The sequence below is a fragment of the Mycobacterium sp. genome (genome assembly GCF_049683935.1).
GTDB lineage: Bacteria > Actinomycetota > Actinomycetes > Mycobacteriales > Mycobacteriaceae > Mycobacterium.
The window spans coordinates 40,768-57,404 of the sequence record NZ_JBAUJR010000107.1; the positions used below are offsets into that span (position 1 = coordinate 40,768).

Genomic DNA, 16,637 nt, shown 5'->3' on the forward strand with positions numbered 1-16,637 from the left:
GTTGTCGGCGAACGACTTGTGCCGCGCGTAGGCAGGTCCTGAGATTCTGACTGATCTGAAATGGAGAACGTCATCGCGTTTCCTAGGTAGAGGAGTAGCTGGTGGAGACAGAACTACTATGGGAATCGCTTCTTCCCCTGCTTCCGCACAACCGAACGGTCTGTCGTGGCATCCTTGGCCACCGAGTGGCTACGCAGGGGAGCGGGCCGTGCGAAGAGGGAGAGTTCGACGAGTTCTTGGACGCGTGTGGGATCGGTGTCCATGTCCTCTCGAATGACGGCACCCCACCTGCTGTGGTGATCTTTGGCCGCGAGGAATGGCAAGAGGCGGATGTCGACGCGCTTTGGGCTCGGACCGAAGGCGAGGGCGTGCGGGTCTATTCGCAGGAGATGGTACTTGCGTCAATGGCTATTGGCGTAGATCTGTATGAAATCTCGAATGGCGAGATCACCGACCTGATGCATAACTTCATAATTGGCCACGCAGCTCTCGAACGATTCTTTTATGTCGAACCCGACTCTGCTGTCAACACTGTCAACTTTCCTGACACCGTGAGCGTTGCTCCGAAGTCTGATCGGAAGCTTGTAGTCAACTTAGATACCGGCCATTGGCCGAGTTCGGGAGTGCTCGGGGCTTTGGGGTACCGCGTGGGTCGAAACGGGCTCCCTCAATCCGAAAGAAGAACTATTCTTGCCGAGGTTCTGACGGTCGAGTTGGTGGCTGGATCTCCCGCGGCGAATGAATACATCAAGCAATGGGGCGAGCCGGACAGCGTTCGTCGCCTTCAGAAGATGATCAACTCAATCGCCGCTTTCGCGCGGAATGCTCGTCGCAGGACGGGCGACTTCTCAGAAGCGATTACCGACTGGGAAAGTGATCTGCAGTGGCTGCGATCAAGCTACGGGTAGAGAAGTCCGCCCGTCACTCGCAAATTCCCGTGGCGCCAAGGCTGGTAGCCATTTCGTCGAGTGTTGTGATCTTGGATAGATCGTTCCTGGCGTCGGCGGGCTCGATTCGCGACTCCTCAAGGTTTTATACTCTTGAGACCGCTTTCCGCCGCATTGAGACTGCGCTGACGGCGGGTTTTTCGACGATTTCGCCGCCGTGGCTGCAGTCTCAACGGAGCGGCCGAATCGGTTCACAATCCGAGATGGAGCCGCAGGGCGTCGTCGAGGAGGCGCCCCTCGTCCGGCGAGATTCTTCCGATGCGGCGGGAGAGACGTTGCACAGCAACTGATCTGACCTGCTCGGCTTGTGCTTTGGAATCCACCGGGAGGCCGTTGTCGGGATCCGCAGCGAGCGCCACTTGGAACGGATAGACGTTCTCGACATTGCGGGTCACCGGGACCACCGTGACGACTCCGCGCCCCAGTCGGTACGCGGTGGCGTTGGCGCGGTCATTGCTGACAACGACCGCCGGTCGGGTCTTGTCGGCCTCGCTGCCTCGAACAGGATCGAGCGCGACCTGCCAGATCTCACCGCGCCGCATCAGCCGACACCATCGCCGCTCGCGCTCTCCCAGGCCTCGTCGTCGCCGGACCACTCCGACCATGCGTGCGCGTAGTCCTCTTCCAGGCCGGGATACCGCAGCATCTGAATGGCGCGTTGGATGGCCGCCGATCGCGACGACAGGCCGGCTGTTTCCACGTACGCGTCGATCACGGCGACGTCATCGTCGGACAGGCTCACGCTCAACTTCATATCCGCGTATGCTACCCCGGTAGCATACGGGTAGCTACGTTGAGGCTGCGCTGACGGCGGGCATTTCGACGATTTCGCCGCCGTGACTGCAGTCTCAACGCTCCGTTATGCGCTGCGCCACTTCGCCGTAGCGTTCGATCCGCTCAGGATCGGCCAGCGCGTTGTACAGCACCAGCCGGGACGCCTTGTCGCCGTATCTTTCGACCAGCGCATCCGCCAATCCGCCCCACGTCGACTCGGTTGCGAACGCCGCGATGTGCTCGTCGGAGATCTGCGCCGCCATGCCTGCGATATCACCGGCCTTCTGCTTCTCCCGGATCCGCGCCGTTGTTCCCTCGAAGCCGGCCTCGTCCCAGATGAACGCGTAGTTAGGGGTGCTCCCGTAGAAGCTCATGCTGGCCCGCACCAACTCCCGCTCGCGATGGCGTTCCTCATCGGTGTCGCCGACGATCGTCATCACCGGCACGATCACCGCGATGTCCTTCGCCGACCGACCCGACTTCGCCGCTCCCTCAGCCAGTTTCGGCAGGACATGCCGTGCGATGTACCCCGGCTCGCCGAGCGGGTGCACATGAATGCCGTCGGCCACCTCGCCGGCCATCCGCAGCATCCACGGATTGACCGCGGCGACATCAACCTTCGGATCCGGCGCGTCGATCGGCCCGGCGCTCCACTGCGGGGTGATGAAGTCCAGGTCGTAGAACTCGCCGTGATGGTCGAGCGTGCCCGTCCGAAATGCCGCGAAGCACGCCTTGACCGCGAGCACGTAGTCCCGCAGCCGTGGACCGGGATGCTCGAACGGCACGCCGTATCGGCGCACCACATGGGTGCGCACCTGAGTGCCGAGACCGAGCCGGAAGTTCCCGTCGGTGGCCTCCTGCAGCTCCCACGCTGTCGCGGCCGTCACGAACGGGCTGCGCGGAAATGCCACCGCGACGCCGGTCGACAGCTCCAGTCCCGGCGCTGCCTGCGCGGCGACCGCGGCGTTGAGGTAGGCGGTTCGGCCTGTCTCGGTGAAGAGCATCCCGGAGAAGTGCGCGGACTGCGTTCGTCGGGCGAGGTCGCCGATCGCGCGGAGCGGCTGGGGCGTGGTCATCACGTCGACGTGCACGGTTGAACCCTACGCCGGAATGCGGCTACCGCGTTCGAAATCCGGCCAGTCCGAGTCCTCGCGCAGCAATCTTCCGCAGACGCGAATTGTCTTAGTGCTCTGGAATAATGGCCCAGTGACGCAAACACTGACCGAACGTCTGCACATCATCGAAGGCAGCATCTGGAAGGACGCGGTGATCTCCCTGCTGGACTCCCGCTCACCCTACTGCCCTTGGCGGTACGGGTTCGGCGAAGCTCAGATGGGCGATCCGGTCGCCATCGTGCTGAACACCGATCCGCCCTCGGTCTTGACCGTGTTGGGCCGGATCGGCGCCGACGGAACGCCCGACCGTGCCTTGGTCAATTGGCCCATGAGTTCGCCCGGTCTCGTTGATCTGGCGACGCTGGCAGTCGTCGGCGATTTTGCGGACGATCCTCGGTCCACGTGGCAGCTGCGGGGCGACGCGGCGATCCAGATGGAGCTGGCGTTGACCGAGAGCGCCTACCGCGTCGACGAGTCCATGCGATACGGCCACTCCTCGGTGGTGCAAGCCCGGATTCTGCTGCACTCTGAAGGCGAGTGCACGGGGTGCGGGGATGACATCGATTTCACCGGCGAGGATGCCCGCGACGCCGTGCGCATCCACACGGTCGACGCGCCGTCACGGGCTTCGTCACCGCCGGTGGTCAGGACGGAACGTCGTGCCAGCTACACCTACGGCTGGGTTCACGACAAGTGGTGGCTGCCGGAGTTCCCTGACGACCTCCCCGGTGTTCTGTGCCGTCGGTGCGCACAGCATATGGACGACGAGGGCTGCTCGAGCCTGGTCGATTTCAGGTTCGAACGCCATCCGAAGTGTCCACGCTGTCGCGTCAGTCGGACGCAGAAGGTGATTCACGGGGACATGTCGAACCCTCGACGGCTCCCGTGGTTCGACTACCGCGGATGCATGAGAAACGATCAACACACCTGGACCTGCGGTGCATGCGGACTGGAATGGTGGTGATGCGGCCAGTTCGGTGGCGTGCTGATATAGCCAGTTGGTACCTGTTTCGGTACCGAAAAAGGTATCGTCGTGGTATGCCCTCGCTGAACCTGGACTTCGATGACGCCGAGATGGAGCAGATTCGTGCTGCTGCCCGGGCCGATGACTTGTCGCTGAAGAAGTTCGCGCATGCTGCGGTCATGGAGCGTGCGAGCACGCACAAGCGCAGGGTCGTCGAGGCAGCAAGATTGGTTGCTGAGCGTTCTGCTGAGCTGAACCAACGTCTGGCGTGACCGAGTACCTCGACCGCGACGATGTCCTCATTGCAGGCTCGATCGCTTTCGGCGGTGAACTGAAGGTGCGTGACTACGGTTTGCTCGATGCCGCCGAAGCTCGGCCGCAGGCAACCGTGTTCGGAGTCGATGCGTACCCGACGGCGTGGGACAAGGCCGCCGCATTGCTGCAATCGTTGGCGCGTAATCATGCGCTGGTTGACGGGAACAAGCGTACCGCCTGGGCGGCAGCGTGGACCTTCCTGCATATCAACGGTTTTGAACTAGCTGCCGATTTTGATGTCGATCGTGCTGAGAAGTTCATGAATGACGTGGCGACCCGAGAATTCGACCTAAGCGACATTTCAGAGCTGTTGCCGATATTCGCCGCGCACCACCCACGAGGATGAAGTTATGGCCGGCTGATCGCCCTCAAGCGCTTGAAAATCCGAGATTCGAGCTGGGCGTCGAGGTCCAGGTCCAGCACCACCGAACCCATGTGCACGTCGCCCGTCGCGTGCTGCAACACCTTCGGCAGCGCCTCGACCACGTCGACCATGTCGGCGATGAACACGCGGTAGCTCTGCAGCGGAACATCAAACAGCCGTGCGCAATCGGTGAGAATATCGGTGTACTGCGCCGACGCGGACAGCCCACGGCATCGTTCCGACAACTCGAGAAGTCGCTCATGGTAGTCCATCACCCGGTGTGCGACGTGCTTGACCGCCTCGGCGTCGGTGGGATCGGCGATCGACCCCATGAACGCCGGCGAACCCATGAAACTCTCCAATTGACTTGCTGCCGTCAGCAATTCGTCCATCAGGCCGAGTAACGTGCCTGCCAGCTCCCTACCCGAGTACACCCTGGTGGTGTCCGCAGGGGTGAAGCCGAGCTCACTGTCCCGAAGGCGCGAAAGCAGAGGAGTCGTCCGCTGCACCAGGATCGACGTGAACAACGCCCACTGCCACGCCTGCGGTTTGTCCCGCTCCAGCGCCAGCAGTTCCGCGGGCGTCTCGGCCATCGTCGCGATCGGCTCGAGCGCCTCGCCGTCGCCATCTGGCAGCACGGGCGGCGGCGCTACCTTGCGCATCGCGTCCGCTCCCTTCTGCCCGTAGATGGCGCGCGGATCGCCGGCCAGCATCCACCGGTGCTGGCGGTCCGCGCGACGTTGCAGCTCCGCCGCTCGCTCCTCGGCCAATTCCCGACGCTTCTGCACCTCCCGCGTGACCGATCGTCCGACGAAGAACAACCCCACCAGCGCCCCCGCGCCGACGACCCACCAGATGTACTTGATGATGAACCCGACGATCAGCAAGAGGACGACAATGGCAACGAACACGGACCCGTCGCCCAATTGAGGTTGCCGTCGTGCTGCCATGGCGTAACGGTACGAGGGACCACCGACACGTTGAGACTGCGCTGACGGCGGATGTTTCGCTGATTCCGGCGCCGCCACTGCAGTGTCAACGCTAGACATAAGCGGGGAACGACCGAAGGAGACGATGTGGGCCAGCCCGAGACCAGGAGCGTCGACGAGCTCCGCGCTGCCCTGGAGCACTGTTACGCCGCCATCGAAGCGCTCTGCGCGGACCTGAGCGACGACGAGTGGCAGGCGCAGTCACTCTGCCCGGACTGGACAGTCCGCGACGTCGTCGACCACGTCACCAGCATCGAAGCCGTCATGGCCGGCTGGTTGCCCGACGACGACAAGACCCCGCCATCGTTCGAGAAGGCCGGGGAGTTCCTCGCCGACACGAGCCCCTACCCGGACAAGGTCCGCGGCATCTACGACCTCCGGCGTCGTGACCTGGCGGCCCTGACCGACGAGGACGTCGACCGCCCGTCGTGGATGCCCGTCGGCCCCGGAACCTACGGCCGGTTCCTGGCCATCCGGGTCTTCGACTTCTGGGTGCACGAGCGCGACATCACGACCCCGCTCGGTCGCACCACCGACGACACCGGAATCGCGGCGGAGCTCGCCCTGGCCGAGGTGGAGAACTCGATCGGCTACATCGTCGGCAAGAAGGTCGGCCTGCCCGACGGTAAGAGCCTCACGTTCGACCTCACCGGACCCATGGCCCGTCAGCTGCACGTCGCCGTAGACGGGCGTGCCGCGAGGGTCGACCACCTCGACCACCCCGACGTCACGGTGACCACCGACTCCACGACGTTCATCCAACTCGCCTGTGGGCGCATCAATCCGCAGGCCCAGATCGACTCCGGCGCGATCAGCTGGACCGGCGACGACGAGCTCGGCGACCGCGCCGCCCGCAACCTGAGGTTCACGATGTGACGAATCGCCCTGTCTCCGTGGACTTCCACTTCGACATCATGTGCCCGTACGCCTACCAGACGTCGCGGTGGATCCGCCAGGTGCGCGACCTGACCGGCCTCGAAGTGAACTGGTGCTTCTTCAGCCTCGAGGAGATCAATCGCCTGGAGGGCAAGAAACACCCGTGGGAGCGGGAGTGGTCCTACGGCTGGTCGATGATGCGCATCGGAGCGCTGCTGCGCCGCCAGTCGATGGCCGACGTCGACGCCTGGTACGAACGCGCAGCGCGGGCGCTGCACGTCGAGGGGCACAAACCGCACGAAAAGGCCGTCGCACAACACCTTCTGGAGGAACTCGGCTTCGACCCGGGGTTGGTCGACCAGGCGATCGCCGACCCGACCACCGGCGACGAGGTGATGGCCGACCATCAGCGCGTCGTCGACGCGGACGGATACGGCGTGCCCACGCTGTTCTTCCCCGACGGGCAGTGCCTGTTCGGCCCGGTGCTCATCGACCCGCCGACCGGTGACGCGGCGGTGCGACTGTGGGACGCCGTGGTCGCGTGGACGGAGTTCCCGCATCTGTACGAGTTGCAGCGGCCCAAGGCTGCCGCTGACCAGCAGGCGATCGCGGAGACCTTCCGCCCGTACCTCGAGGCCAGGGATTGGGTGTCGATCAACCGCGGCAAGGTCGTCACCTTCGACAAGCCGCGTTGAGACTGCGCTGACGGCGGGATTCTGCCCGAAACGCCGCCCTGAGCGCAGGCTCAACGAGGGGGCTGCCCAGCCTCAACGAGGGGGCTGGCGCAGCCTCGACGAGGGGGCTCGGGTTTGGCCTACCGGCCCGCGGGGGTACCTGGGCCGGGTGGAACGGCTGAGCGGTCTTGATGCAGGGCTCCTGTACAGCGAATCGTCGCGAGTGCTTCTTCATGTGTGCTCGGTCGTCGAGTTGGACACCGCGACGGTGCCCGGTGGCTACGACTTCGAACGGTTCAGCGAGGACCTGGGGTCGCGGATGCAGGCGCTACCCGAGCTGCGGGCGAAGCTCGGCGACAGCCAGCTGAACCTGGATCATCCGGTGTGGGTGGAGGACAACAACTTCGACCTGACCCGGCACCTGAAGCGCATCGCTCTACCGGCGCCCGGTGGCCGCGTCGAACTGGCCGACATCTGCGGGCACATCGCGTCGCAGCCGCTGGACCGCAGCAAGCCGCTGTGGGAGATGTGGGTGATCGAGGGCGTCGACGGCACCACCCCGGACGACGACGGTGGCCGGTTGGTGTTGATGCTCAAGGTGCACCACGCCGCGGTCGACGGGGTATCGGCAGCCAACCTGCTCAACACGCTGTGTGATCTGGAGATCGACGCCCCGCGTCCCGAACCGGTCGAGGGGCCCGGCGATCCATCGCCCCTGGCGATCGTCGCGGACGGGCTGGTGCGGTTCGTGACCCGGCCGTGGGAGCTGACCAAGGTGATCCCCGAGACGGCCGCGATGGTGGTCAAGACGGTGAACCGTGCGGTCAACGGCACGGCCATGGCGGCGCCGTTCTCCGCTCCGGCGACCCGCTTCAACGCGGAACTGACATCGGAGCGCTGCATCGCGCTGGTTCAGTTGGACCTGGCGGACGTCAAGAAGGTTAAGAACCTGTGCGAGGTCAAAGTCAACGACGTGGTGATGGCGCTGTGCGCGGGCGCGCTGCGTGGTTTCCTGGCTGACCGCGAGGAGCTTCCTGACAAGCCGCTGATCGCTGTGGTGCCGGCGTCGGTGCACGACAGCTCCGACCGCCCCGGCCGCAACCAGCTGTCAGGGATGTTCTGCAACCTGCACACCGATATCGACGACCCTGCGGAGCGGCTGCGCGCGATCGCCGAATCCGACCTGCGGGCAAAGGAACACAGCGGATCGCTGGGGCCGACGCTGCTGGTGGACCTGGCGCAGAGCATCTCCCGCGGCATGTTCGGGTGGCTGCTGGGGCTGATGTCCCGGACCCCGCTGGCCAGCACCCCGATACTGAACGTGATCATCTCCAACGTGGCGGGTCCGGCGACGTCGTTGTACAGCTGCGGCGCCGAGGTGACAGCGTTGTATCCGCTCGGCCCGATCTTCCATGGCTCCGGCCTGAACATCACGGTGATGTCGGTGGGGGACACGCTGAACGTCGGCATCATCTCCTGCCCGCAACTGGTCGATGACCTGTGGGATCTCGCTGACCGCTTCGAAGTCGAACTGGGTGAGCTTCTCAGCCGTTGCTGAGCCTGTGCGCGAGATTGCGCTCAGGGTCGTGATCGCCTGGTGTAGAGCCGAATCCGCAGCCCTTGGTGCAATCTCGGCTACAGGGCCCCGGACCGTCACCTGGCCGGCCAGCGCGTCGCGTCACGGCAGGTTGCGCACCGCGATCAGATGATGGGAGACGGGTACGCCGTCGACGTACTTCTCCACGGCCTGCTCGATCACCAGATCCTGCCCGGTGAGCCGGACGTAGTGCTGGTGCAGATGCTCGCCCCACGACCGGACGATGAACGTCTCGACGAACGTGTTCTCTCTTTCCACGCTGCGATACAACCGCCACCGGGCGGCACCGGTGCGCTGCCGGGATCGGCCGAGAACCGCCATGACGGCCAGGAACTCGGCCTCGTCCTGCGGGTCGACGCGGTAGGACGTCACCACCAGCACCGGACCGTCGAGCGGTTCGGGCTCGAAGAGAAGAGTCGGTTCCGGCCAGTGCGTCGACGGGGTCAGGTCGAGGTCGCCGGTCCGCGCGTGCAGCGGCCACCAGAGCGACGACAGCGCGCACACCACCAACAAACCTGCGCTCACCAGCAGGCTGGTGACGCTGGTCGTCGCACCCGCGAGCACACCCCACACCAGCGACCCCAGCGCCTGCCCACCCATGAAGATCAGCTGGTACACCGAGAGTCCCCGCGCGCGCACCCACGCCGGCAGGCTCAGCTGCATCGACGCATTGAGCGTCGACAGACACAACAGCCAGGCCGCGCCGCCGATCACCAAGGCGCCCAGCACCACACCGAAGTTGGGCACCAACGCCAACACCGCGGCCGCCCCGGCGAAACCCGCGGCCGCGACCGTCAACAAGGTGTTCTGATTGAACCTCGCCCGCAACCGGGACAACCCGAACGCTCCGAGAACCGCGCCACCCCGAGCGCCCCGAGCAGCAGGCCGTATCCCGCCGACGACAACCCCAGCTGGCGATCCGCGATCACCGGCAGCAGACCCCACAGCGCGCTGCCCGGCGCGATGAACAGCGCCGTCCGCAGCAGAATGCGCCGCACGATCGGCGCGCTGCGGATGAACCTGCCGCCGGCACTGAGCGCCGCCAGCGCCCGCTCCGACGGGTAGGACTGCTCGACGGTAGGCCGGCGCCACATGACCAGCACGAGGACGATCCCGGCGAAGGACACGGCGTTGAGCGCAAACACCAGCGTCGGCCCGGCCAGCGACACCAGCACACCCGCGATCGCGGGGCCGATCGCCCGCGCACCGTTCATGCTCATGCTGCCCAGTGCCGCAGCCGCCGGAATCTGCTCGGCCGGAACAAGATCAGGCTGGATGGCCTGCCACGCCGGCGCGGTGAGCGCCTGCCCGCAGCCGATGATGAAGAGCAACAGCAGCAGCACGGTGGGGGTGGTCAGGCCGGCGCCGGTCAGTGTCGCCAGCGCGCCCACCGTCGCGGCCATCGCGCCCTGGGTCGCGATGAGCAGTCGACGCCGGTCGATCAGATCGGCCAGAACCCCGGAGGGCAACGCCAGCAGCATCACCGGCAGCGTGGCCGCGGTCTGCACCAGCGGCACCAGCACCGCGGCGCGGGGGTCGCCGACCAGCATCCACTGCGCACCCACCATCTGCATCCAGGTGCCAAGGTTGGAGACGAACTGCGCGATCCACAACGCGCGGAACACCGGCGAGCGCAGCGGCGCCCACGTCGAGACGGTGGCAGCACGTGGTCTCGCCGATGTCATGGGCCACCTCGATGTCGAGTTACCCGAACAATCTAGCGGCCGAGCCTGGCCGTCCACCGCGTTGAGACTGCGCTGAGGGCGGGCCGCACTCACATCTCGTCGCCCTGGGTGCAGTCTGAACGGGGGATTCACCCCGATCCTTTGCTAACGTCTGCGTCAGGCGATACATGGGCAGGCAGGGGTGGATGGATGGCCGTCTTCATCAGTTACTCCAGCCATGACGTCGCGCGGGTGGAGCAACTGGCGGCCACGCTGCGGCGGGCGCGCGAGGAGATCTGGTACGACAGCGAACTCGGCGGCGGCGACGCCTGGTGGCGGATGATCCTCGACCGGATCCGGATCTGTGACGTCTTCCTCGTGGCTTTGTCCCAGAACATGGCCCAGTCCAAGGCGTGCCAGCTCGAGCTGCAGTACGCCCAGGCGCTCGGGAAGCCGATCGTGCCCGTCCAGGTGGGGCACATCGACAGCATGCGCACCAATCCGCTGGCGGCGACGCAGGTCATCGACTTCCAGAACCCCACCATCGACACCGGCATCGAGCTGGTCGCCTCGCTGAACGCGGCCCGTAAGCAGTCGGCGCCGCTGCCCGATCCGCTGCCGGACGAACCGCCCATGCCGTTCGCATACCTGATGCGGCTGGGCGGTCTGATCGCCGGCCCGGCTCTGACAGCGCAACAGCAGACCGTCGTCGTCGCCGAGTTACGGGCCGGCATCGAGGACGACGGTGACGACCCGTCGGCGCGCCAGGACATCCTGTCGCTGCTGCAGAGGCTGCGCGACCGGTCCGACGTCACCTACCGCACCCGCACCGAGGTCGACTCGCTGCTGGCGGCGATTGCTCCGCGACCGGCAGCGCCCCACTACCCGCCGCCGCCGATGCAGCGCCCGCCGGCCCCGCCGAAGCCCACATCGAAGAAGGGGCTGTTCATCGGCGCCGGCGTGGCCGTCGCAGCGATCATCGCGGTGGTGGTGGTGATCATCGTGGCGACCTCGGGCGGCGGATCCTCCGACAGCGAAGCGGCCGCGCCGTCGGACTCACCCTCGGACGACACGCCCGTGTCGGCGAGTCCCCGGTCGATGCTGCTCACACCCGAAGAAGTTGCGTCGACGGTCGGGCTCGACAGCATCGAGCCCAATCCGATTGTCGCCCAAATGGACCTCACCACAGGCGAATTGTCGCGACCGGAGTGCCTCGGCGCCTCGTACGTCACGATGGGAGACGCCTACCAGAACAGCGGCTACACGGCGGTGGCCTTTCAAGGGTTGAAGGCCGACGGGTACGACTCCGTCTGGGTCGGTCAGGGCGTGGTGGCCTTCCCGTCCGGCACCGAAGCGCAGGCGTTCCTGGACGCGGCCGCCAACCAGTGGTCAGCCTGCGCCGGGGACATCATCACCGTGACGTTCAGTGGCGCGCCGACACAGCAGTGGTCCTACAAGGACATCGAGCGCAGCGATGCGCAGATCACCCAGCAATCGCAGCAGATCGGTGCGGCGGGATACGGGTGTCAGCACACGCTGCGCCGCGAAGCGAACGTCCTCATCGACGTGATGGGCTGCCGTACGCCGCCCGGCGACGAAGCCGCTCAGCTTGCCGAGAAGATCGCCTCGAAGGTCGACCCCGCCTGAGCCTGCGCCGTCATCGCACGGCGACAGGCGTCAGCGCGTGGGTCAGGAAGTCACGCAGTGATATCGGTGCGCGACCGGTGATGTCGAACACCGTGGAGGTGACGAAGTCCTGTTCACCGGCGCGGATCCGCTCATCGAGGGCGGCGAGCCCCGCCGCAAAATCAGCCGAAAGACCCGCTGCCACAAGGCGGTTCGCCAGCGCGTCGGTGGTGATGTCGATATATCCGACCGGCTCGCCGAGGATCTCCGACACGATGGCCGCAGCCTGCGGGTACGACAGTGCCTCCGGTCCGGTGAGCACCAGGTCGTCGCCGACGGACTCGACCGACACCAGCGCCTGCACGGCGACCGCGGCGATATCGGCGGCATCGATGAATCCGAGGCGGCCGTCACCGGTAGCTGTCATGACCTGGCGGGATTGTCGAATACCTTCGGCCAGTGGACTATTGCCGACGAAGTTCTGCATGAACCACGACGGGCGCAGCACCGTGAAGTCGGTGAACAGTCCGGCGACGACGTCGTGGATCTCACCGAGCGCGGGCTCCCCGCGTGCTACCGCCGACGAACTCAACTGCACCACACGGCGCACACCGCCCGCGGCGGCCTGCTCGAGAAACGGCCGCACCAGAGGGACCGGATCGGCCACTCCGACCGGAGCGACGAGGTAAACGGCGCCCACATCCACCAGCGCCGACGCGAAAGTGGTGTCGTCGGCCCAGTCGAAGCGCACGGCATCGCGGTCGCCGATGTCGGGCCGCCGGCTCGCCGCCCGCACCGGATAGCCTCGGCTGCGCAGCCGAGCCACCACCTGGCTGCCGGTGTTGCCGGTCGCGCCGGTGACGAGAATCCAACCGTCGTCAGGCATTCTGATCCTGCTGGAAACCTGCCATCAAGCTGTCGGCCCCGCCCATCGCGATGGCGGCGGCCAGCGAATTCCAGTAGTCCCGATAGTGTTCGATGCCCTCGGGCCCGATGGTCATCACCGCGATGTAGTCCATGTGATAGTCGGTGCCGGTCCGCAGTGCGGCGCCGTCGGCGGTGAACTCCAGGATCACGGTGCCGGCGTCGAGGGTGTGCAGACGTCGATGCTCGGTGATCTCGTCGAGTCGGATGCTGGCGTTGTAGTCCTTCACGTAGTCCCAGACCTCGTCGCGGCTGCGCAGCACGGGGTAGCCGGGTGGGGCGAACGGGAACTCCATCACGCCGCCGGGCGCCCATTGGTCGGCGAAGGCCCGCATGTCTCTGCGCCGCAAGCTGTCGAGCAGGTCATCGATCACTCGGTCAGCGTGGTCGCGACGTTCGCTGTCGGTGGACATTGCTTCCCTTTCGGTCGTTGGGAGTGTTCCGAGACGGAACGGTTCCGTATCGCGATAGTATGTCGACATGATGCTGACGTCCAGTGGCCCGCTCGTCAGGGTGCGCAATGTCTGAGGTGACCGCCGGCGGCCGGGCCGCGCTGAAGGCCGATGTCACCGACGGGATCATCGAAGCGGTGCTCGACGAACTCGCCGACGTCGGCTACGGCAAGCTGTCGATGGACGGAGTCGCCCGGCGAGCCCGAGCGGGAAAGGCCGCACTGTATCGGCGGTGGCCTGCCAAGCAGGACATGGTGCTCGATGCGGTGACACGGATCAGCCTCCCGGTGGTGGTGGGCGGCAGCTCAGGCGACTTGGTCACCGACGTCGTCAACCTTGTTCAGAGCGTGGACGATTGGCTGAGCAACCCTCGGATGGCGCGGATCCTGCCCGATCTGCTGGCCGAGGCCAAGCGCAACACCAGCCTCGCAGACGCGCTCACCGAGCAGGTGGGTGTGACCCGTCGTGAGTACGGCCACGCGATGATGCGGGAAGCGGTGAAGCGCGGTGAGCTGAGCGCGGACCTCGACTTCGAGTACGCGCTCGACCTGGTGGCCGCACCCGTCTTCTGGCGTATCTGCGGCCGCCGTCAGGACACCACACCGGAGTATCTCGACCGGGTCGTCGACACGGTGCTGCACGCACTGGGGGTGCCACGCCGCGCTGACCCGCGTTGAGACTGCGCTGCGCACGTTGAGCCTGCGCTGAGGGCGGTCCCCACTCGATCTTTTCCGCCCAGACTGCAGTCTCAACGCGCGGCGTTCAACGCTCGTTGTCTTCCCGGTGCCCGCGCAGGGAACCCGGATGTGCCTTGGCCGTCGGGTCGCGGCGCGTCTTGAGCAGGCTGGCGACGGTTACGACCGCGAGGATCACCACGATCACCACCAGGCTGACGTAGGTGTCGATCTCGGGGATCTGCGGATTGATGTCGACGTGACCCCAGTGCAGCACCAGCTTGACGCCGATGAACGCCAGGATGATCGACAACCCCGTCGACAGGTACACCAGCCGGTCCAGCAGGCCCTTGACGAGGAAGAACAACGCCCGCAGGCCCAGCAGCGCAAAGGCGTTCGCGGTGAACACGATGTAGGGCTCGGCGGTGATGCCGAAGACGGCGGGGATGGAGTCCAGCGCGAACAGCAGGTCGACGCTGCCGATCGCGATCAGCACCGCAACCAGCGGCGTGAACATCCGCCGCCCGTCGATGCGGGTGACCAGCTTGCCGCCGTGGTAGTCGTCGGTGACGGGCAGGAAGCGACGGGTAGCGCGGACCATGATGTTGTTCTCGATGTCGGGGTCCTCGTCGCGATGCCGGAACAGCTGGATCGCGGTGAAGATCAGCAGCAGGCCGAACACCAGGAACATGAACGAGAACAGCGACAGCAACGTCGCGCCGAGCACGATGAAGATCGCGCGCATAATCAGCGCCAGGATGATGCCGAAGGTCAGGACCTTGTGCTGATGCTCTTCGGGCACCGCGAACGTCGCCATGATGATCACGAACACGAACAGGTTGTCGACCGACAAGCTCTTCTCGACGATGTAGCCCGCGAAGTACTCGGTGCCGAAGGTGCCGCCGTAGGTCGCGGTGAACCACACACCGAACAGGATGGCGACCATGATGTAGAACACCGACCATGCGGTAGCTTCCTTGAACCCGACGCGATGGGGCCGGATGGCCGCCAGGGTGAGGTCCAAGGCGAGCAGGGCGATGATCACGCCGATCGTCGCACCCCATACCCACGGGCTGATATCGAGCATGCGGTCCGTTGACCTCCGTCTTGTCGAGTTCTTCCATATTTACGGGGGATGCGCGACCCGTCAAAGTGCGGAGCGTCTGGTCGCCGAATCGTAAGGTTCGCCACACCGGGGCGTCCGGTTGATAGCGCTACATTCGGCTGATGGCGACGACGGTGTGGGAACTGGATTCCGCGGACGGTCAGTTGCTGGTGAAAACAGGTGTCGCGGGCCCGGCCGCGAAGATGGGCCACCGGCTGACGCTGTCGCTGACCTGGCAGGCGACCGTGCACTGGATCGACGACGCACCGTCCGAGGTCGAGGTCGTCGCCGATGTCGGCTCTCTGCGGGTGCTGCGCGGCGACGGCGGTGTCAAAGGGCTGACCAGCCCGGAGAAAGCGCTGGCGCGATCGAACGCGCTGAAGGTGTTCGACGCCGACCGGTACCCGCAGATCCGCTTCCACGCCGACGACGTCGCACACACCGGCGACGGCTACCGCCTCACCGGCACGCTGGAGATCCACGGCACCGCCCGCCCGCACGTGGTGGACCTACAGGTGGAGGATCTCGGCGACGCATGGCGGATGTCGTGCGAAGACCAGGTCAGCCACTCCGACTTCGGTCTGAAGCCGTACTCGTTGATGATGGGTGCGATGAAGGTCACCGACGAGGTGACGGTGTCGTTCAGCGCTGAGCGCGCCACGGGTTAGCAGTCACGTCCCGCGGGAACCCTGACCGGGCCGTGGAGACCCGCTGCGCGTGTCGCGAGAGGAGGAGCAACGTAGATGAACCCGAACGGCGTCGCTCGTCTGGGCACCCGCTTTGGTCCCTATGAACTGCAGTCGCTGATCGGCGTCGGCGGCATGGGCGAGGTCTACCGCGCCTACGACACGGTCAGGGAGCGTGTCGTGGCCATCAAGCTTCTTCGGGCCGACATGGCTGCCGATCCGAGCTTCCAGCAGCGCTTCCGGCGTGAGTCACGCATCGCCGCCCGGCTGCAGGACCCGCACGTCATCCCGGTGCACGACTTCGGCGAGATCGACGGCGTGCTCTACATCGACATGCGGCTGGTCGAGGGCGCCAGCCTCAAGGACGAGTTGCGTGTCGCCGGTGCGCTGCCTCCGGCCCGCACGGTGTCGCTGATCGGTCAGGTCGCGACCGCGGTGGACGCCGCCCATGCCAGCGGCCTCGTGCATCGCGACATCAAGCCGGAGAACGTACTGCTGACCCCGGACGATTTTGTCTACCTTGTCGACTTCGGCATCGCCCAGGGCGGCGGCGAGGCGAACGTCACCAGCACCGGGCTCGTCATCGGATCCTGCGCATACATGGCTCCCGAGCGGCTCAACGGCGTACGCGGCGGCCCGCCGTCGGACGTGTACTCGCTGACGTGCATGGTGTTCGAATGCCTCACCGGCCGGTCGCCGTTCCAATCCGGTGACCTGCGGGAGGTGATGGCCGCACACTTGTTCTCCGCACCGCCACGGCCGAGCACCGTCCGGCCCGGCATCAACCCCGCGTTCGACGACGTGATCGCACGCGGCATGGCCAAGAATCCCGCAGAGCGGTACCCGTCGGCCGGTGCACTCGCCAAGGCGGTCGCCGCGGCTGCCCATGCG

18 protein-coding genes and 1 pseudogene are annotated in these 16,637 nt (G+C 65.8%); 11 read left to right on the plus strand and 8 right to left on the minus strand.

The window, feature by feature from the left end:
* Window positions 1-101 precede the first annotated feature (101 nt).
* Window positions 102-908 (plus strand): hypothetical protein, encoded by an 807-nt coding sequence (locus WA965_RS06060; protein WP_526303085.1) that lies wholly within the window; start codon window positions 102-104, stop codon window positions 906-908.
* Window positions 909-1,138: 230 nt separating this feature from the next.
* On the opposite strand, the gene WA965_RS06065 is transcribed toward WA965_RS06060, so the two are convergent.
* From WA965_RS06065 to WA965_RS06075, 3 genes are all read right to left on the minus strand, one after another.
* Entirely contained in the window at window positions 1,139-1,492 is a 354-nt protein-coding gene (locus WA965_RS06065) for a type II toxin-antitoxin system PemK/MazF family toxin (protein WP_526303103.1), read from the minus strand.
* A complete protein-coding gene (locus WA965_RS06070; protein WP_526303086.1) occupies window positions 1,489-1,701 on the minus strand; it encodes a ribbon-helix-helix domain-containing protein in 213 nt (70 codons plus the stop codon). The genes WA965_RS06065 and WA965_RS06070 overlap by 4 nt, the downstream gene beginning before the upstream one ends.
* A 94-nt stretch (window positions 1,702-1,795) precedes the next feature.
* Window positions 1,796-2,812 carry a TIGR03617 family F420-dependent LLM class oxidoreductase gene (locus WA965_RS06075; protein WP_526303087.1) on the minus strand — a complete coding sequence of 339 codons (1,017 nt, stop codon included), beginning with the start codon at window positions 2,810-2,812 and terminating at the stop codon, window positions 1,796-1,798.
* Window positions 2,813-2,927: 115 nt separating this feature from the next.
* On the opposite strand from WA965_RS06075, the gene WA965_RS06080 reads away from it, so the two are divergent.
* The 3 genes from WA965_RS06080 (at window position 2,928) to WA965_RS06090 (ending at window position 4,461) form a co-directional block, all read left to right on the plus strand.
* Window positions 2,928-3,800, plus strand: coding sequence for a hypothetical protein (locus WA965_RS06080; RefSeq protein ID WP_526303088.1), 873 nt, complete (start codon window positions 2,928-2,930; stop codon window positions 3,798-3,800).
* Window positions 3,801-3,874: 74 nt separating this feature from the next.
* Window positions 3,875-4,072, plus strand: coding sequence for an antitoxin Phd (locus WA965_RS06085; protein ID WP_526303089.1), 198 nt, complete (start codon window positions 3,875-3,877; stop codon window positions 4,070-4,072).
* The gene (locus WA965_RS06090) at window positions 4,069-4,461 is read left to right on the plus strand and encodes a type II toxin-antitoxin system death-on-curing family toxin (RefSeq protein ID WP_526303090.1); all 393 of its coding nucleotides are present in this window, start codon (window positions 4,069-4,071) and stop codon (window positions 4,459-4,461) included. Before WA965_RS06085 ends, WA965_RS06090 begins: the two co-directional genes overlap by 4 nt.
* A gap of 2 nt (window positions 4,462-4,463) precedes the next feature.
* Here WA965_RS06090 and WA965_RS06095 read toward each other — a convergent pair whose 3' ends face one another.
* Complete coding sequence (locus tag WA965_RS06095) at window positions 4,464-5,429, minus strand: hypothetical protein (RefSeq protein ID WP_526303091.1); 966 nt, start codon at window positions 5,427-5,429, stop codon at window positions 4,464-4,466.
* Window positions 5,430-5,555: 126 nt separating this feature from the next.
* Here WA965_RS06095 and WA965_RS06100 point away from each other — a divergent pair, with 126 nt between their 5' ends.
* From WA965_RS06100 to WA965_RS06110, 3 genes are all read left to right on the plus strand, one after another.
* Entirely contained in the window at window positions 5,556-6,344 is a 789-nt protein-coding gene (locus WA965_RS06100) for a maleylpyruvate isomerase family mycothiol-dependent enzyme (protein ID WP_526303092.1), read from the plus strand.
* Window positions 6,341-7,039 carry a mycothiol-dependent nitroreductase Rv2466c family protein gene (locus tag WA965_RS06105; protein ID WP_526303093.1) on the plus strand — a complete coding sequence of 233 codons (699 nt, stop codon included), beginning with the start codon at window positions 6,341-6,343 and terminating at the stop codon, window positions 7,037-7,039. The genes WA965_RS06100 and WA965_RS06105 overlap by 4 nt, the downstream gene beginning before the upstream one ends.
* 148 nt (window positions 7,040-7,187) lie before the next feature.
* Entirely contained in the window at window positions 7,188-8,576 is a 1,389-nt protein-coding gene (locus WA965_RS06110) for a WS/DGAT/MGAT family O-acyltransferase (protein ID WP_526303094.1), read from the plus strand.
* A 120-nt stretch (window positions 8,577-8,696) separates the two neighbouring features.
* Here the strand turns inward: WA965_RS06110 and WA965_RS06115 are convergent.
* Window positions 8,697-10,300: pseudogene (locus tag WA965_RS06115) on the minus strand (MFS transporter).
* A 189-nt stretch (window positions 10,301-10,489) separates the two neighbouring features.
* On the opposite strand from WA965_RS06115, the gene WA965_RS06120 reads away from it, so the two are divergent.
* Window positions 10,490-11,926, plus strand: coding sequence for a sensor domain-containing protein (locus WA965_RS06120; RefSeq protein WP_526303095.1), 1,437 nt, complete (start codon window positions 10,490-10,492; stop codon window positions 11,924-11,926).
* A 10-nt stretch (window positions 11,927-11,936) separates the two neighbouring features.
* Here WA965_RS06120 and WA965_RS06125 read toward each other — a convergent pair whose 3' ends face one another.
* Together WA965_RS06125 and WA965_RS06130 are read right to left on the minus strand one after the other, a co-directional pair.
* Window positions 11,937-12,791 (minus strand): NAD(P)H-binding protein, encoded by an 855-nt coding sequence (locus WA965_RS06125; RefSeq protein ID WP_526303096.1) that lies wholly within the window; start codon window positions 12,789-12,791, stop codon window positions 11,937-11,939.
* Window positions 12,784-13,242, minus strand: coding sequence for a nuclear transport factor 2 family protein (locus WA965_RS06130; protein ID WP_526303097.1), 459 nt, complete (start codon window positions 13,240-13,242; stop codon window positions 12,784-12,786). Before WA965_RS06130 ends, WA965_RS06125 begins: the two co-directional genes overlap by 8 nt.
* Before the next feature lie 107 nt (window positions 13,243-13,349).
* Here WA965_RS06130 and WA965_RS06135 point away from each other — a divergent pair, with 107 nt between their 5' ends.
* The gene (locus WA965_RS06135; protein ID WP_526303098.1) at window positions 13,350-13,958 is read left to right on the plus strand and encodes a TetR/AcrR family transcriptional regulator C-terminal ligand-binding domain-containing protein; all 609 of its coding nucleotides are present in this window, start codon (window positions 13,350-13,352) and stop codon (window positions 13,956-13,958) included.
* Between the two features lie 85 nt (window positions 13,959-14,043).
* Here WA965_RS06135 and WA965_RS06140 read toward each other — a convergent pair whose 3' ends face one another.
* Window positions 14,044-15,042 carry a TerC/Alx family metal homeostasis membrane protein gene (locus tag WA965_RS06140; protein ID WP_526303099.1) on the minus strand — a complete coding sequence of 333 codons (999 nt, stop codon included), beginning with the start codon at window positions 15,040-15,042 and terminating at the stop codon, window positions 14,044-14,046.
* A 140-nt stretch (window positions 15,043-15,182) separates the two neighbouring features.
* Here WA965_RS06140 and WA965_RS06145 point away from each other — a divergent pair, with 140 nt between their 5' ends.
* Both WA965_RS06145 and WA965_RS06150 read left to right on the plus strand, forming a co-directional pair.
* Window positions 15,183-15,728, plus strand: coding sequence for a YceI family protein (locus tag WA965_RS06145; RefSeq protein ID WP_526303100.1), 546 nt, complete (start codon window positions 15,183-15,185; stop codon window positions 15,726-15,728).
* 75 nt (window positions 15,729-15,803) lie between these two features.
* Window positions 15,804-16,637: serine/threonine-protein kinase (locus tag WA965_RS06150; RefSeq protein ID WP_526447234.1), on the plus strand; the 834-nt coding region annotated here is incomplete at its 3' end.

What these genes read in the sequence shown, in the direction of transcription:
- WA965_RS06135 (WP_526303098.1), top strand. Translation starts at nt 13,350, where the DNA reads ATGTCTGAGGTGACCGCCGGCGGCCGGGCCGCGCTGAAGGCCGATGTC.
- WA965_RS06070 (WP_526303086.1), bottom strand. Translation starts at nt 1,701, where the DNA reads ATGAAGTTGAGCGTGAGCCTGTCCGACGATGACGTCGCCGTGATCGAC.
- WA965_RS06120 (WP_526303095.1), top strand. Translation starts at nt 10,490, where the DNA reads ATGGCCGTCTTCATCAGTTACTCCAGCCATGACGTCGCGCGGGTGGAG.
- WA965_RS06145 (WP_526303100.1), top strand. Translation starts at nt 15,183, where the DNA reads ATGGCGACGACGGTGTGGGAACTGGATTCCGCGGACGGTCAGTTGCTG.
- WA965_RS06085 (WP_526303089.1), top strand. Translation starts at nt 3,875, where the DNA reads ATGCCCTCGCTGAACCTGGACTTCGATGACGCCGAGATGGAGCAGATT.
- WA965_RS06125 (WP_526303096.1), bottom strand. Translation starts at nt 12,791, where the DNA reads ATGCCTGACGACGGTTGGATTCTCGTCACCGGCGCGACCGGCAACACC.
- WA965_RS06095 (WP_526303091.1), bottom strand. Translation starts at nt 5,429, where the DNA reads ATGGCAGCACGACGGCAACCTCAATTGGGCGACGGGTCCGTGTTCGTT.
- WA965_RS06130 (WP_526303097.1), bottom strand. Translation starts at nt 13,242, where the DNA reads ATGTCCACCGACAGCGAACGTCGCGACCACGCTGACCGAGTGATCGAT.
- WA965_RS06140 (WP_526303099.1), bottom strand. Translation starts at nt 15,042, where the DNA reads ATGCTCGATATCAGCCCGTGGGTATGGGGTGCGACGATCGGCGTGATC.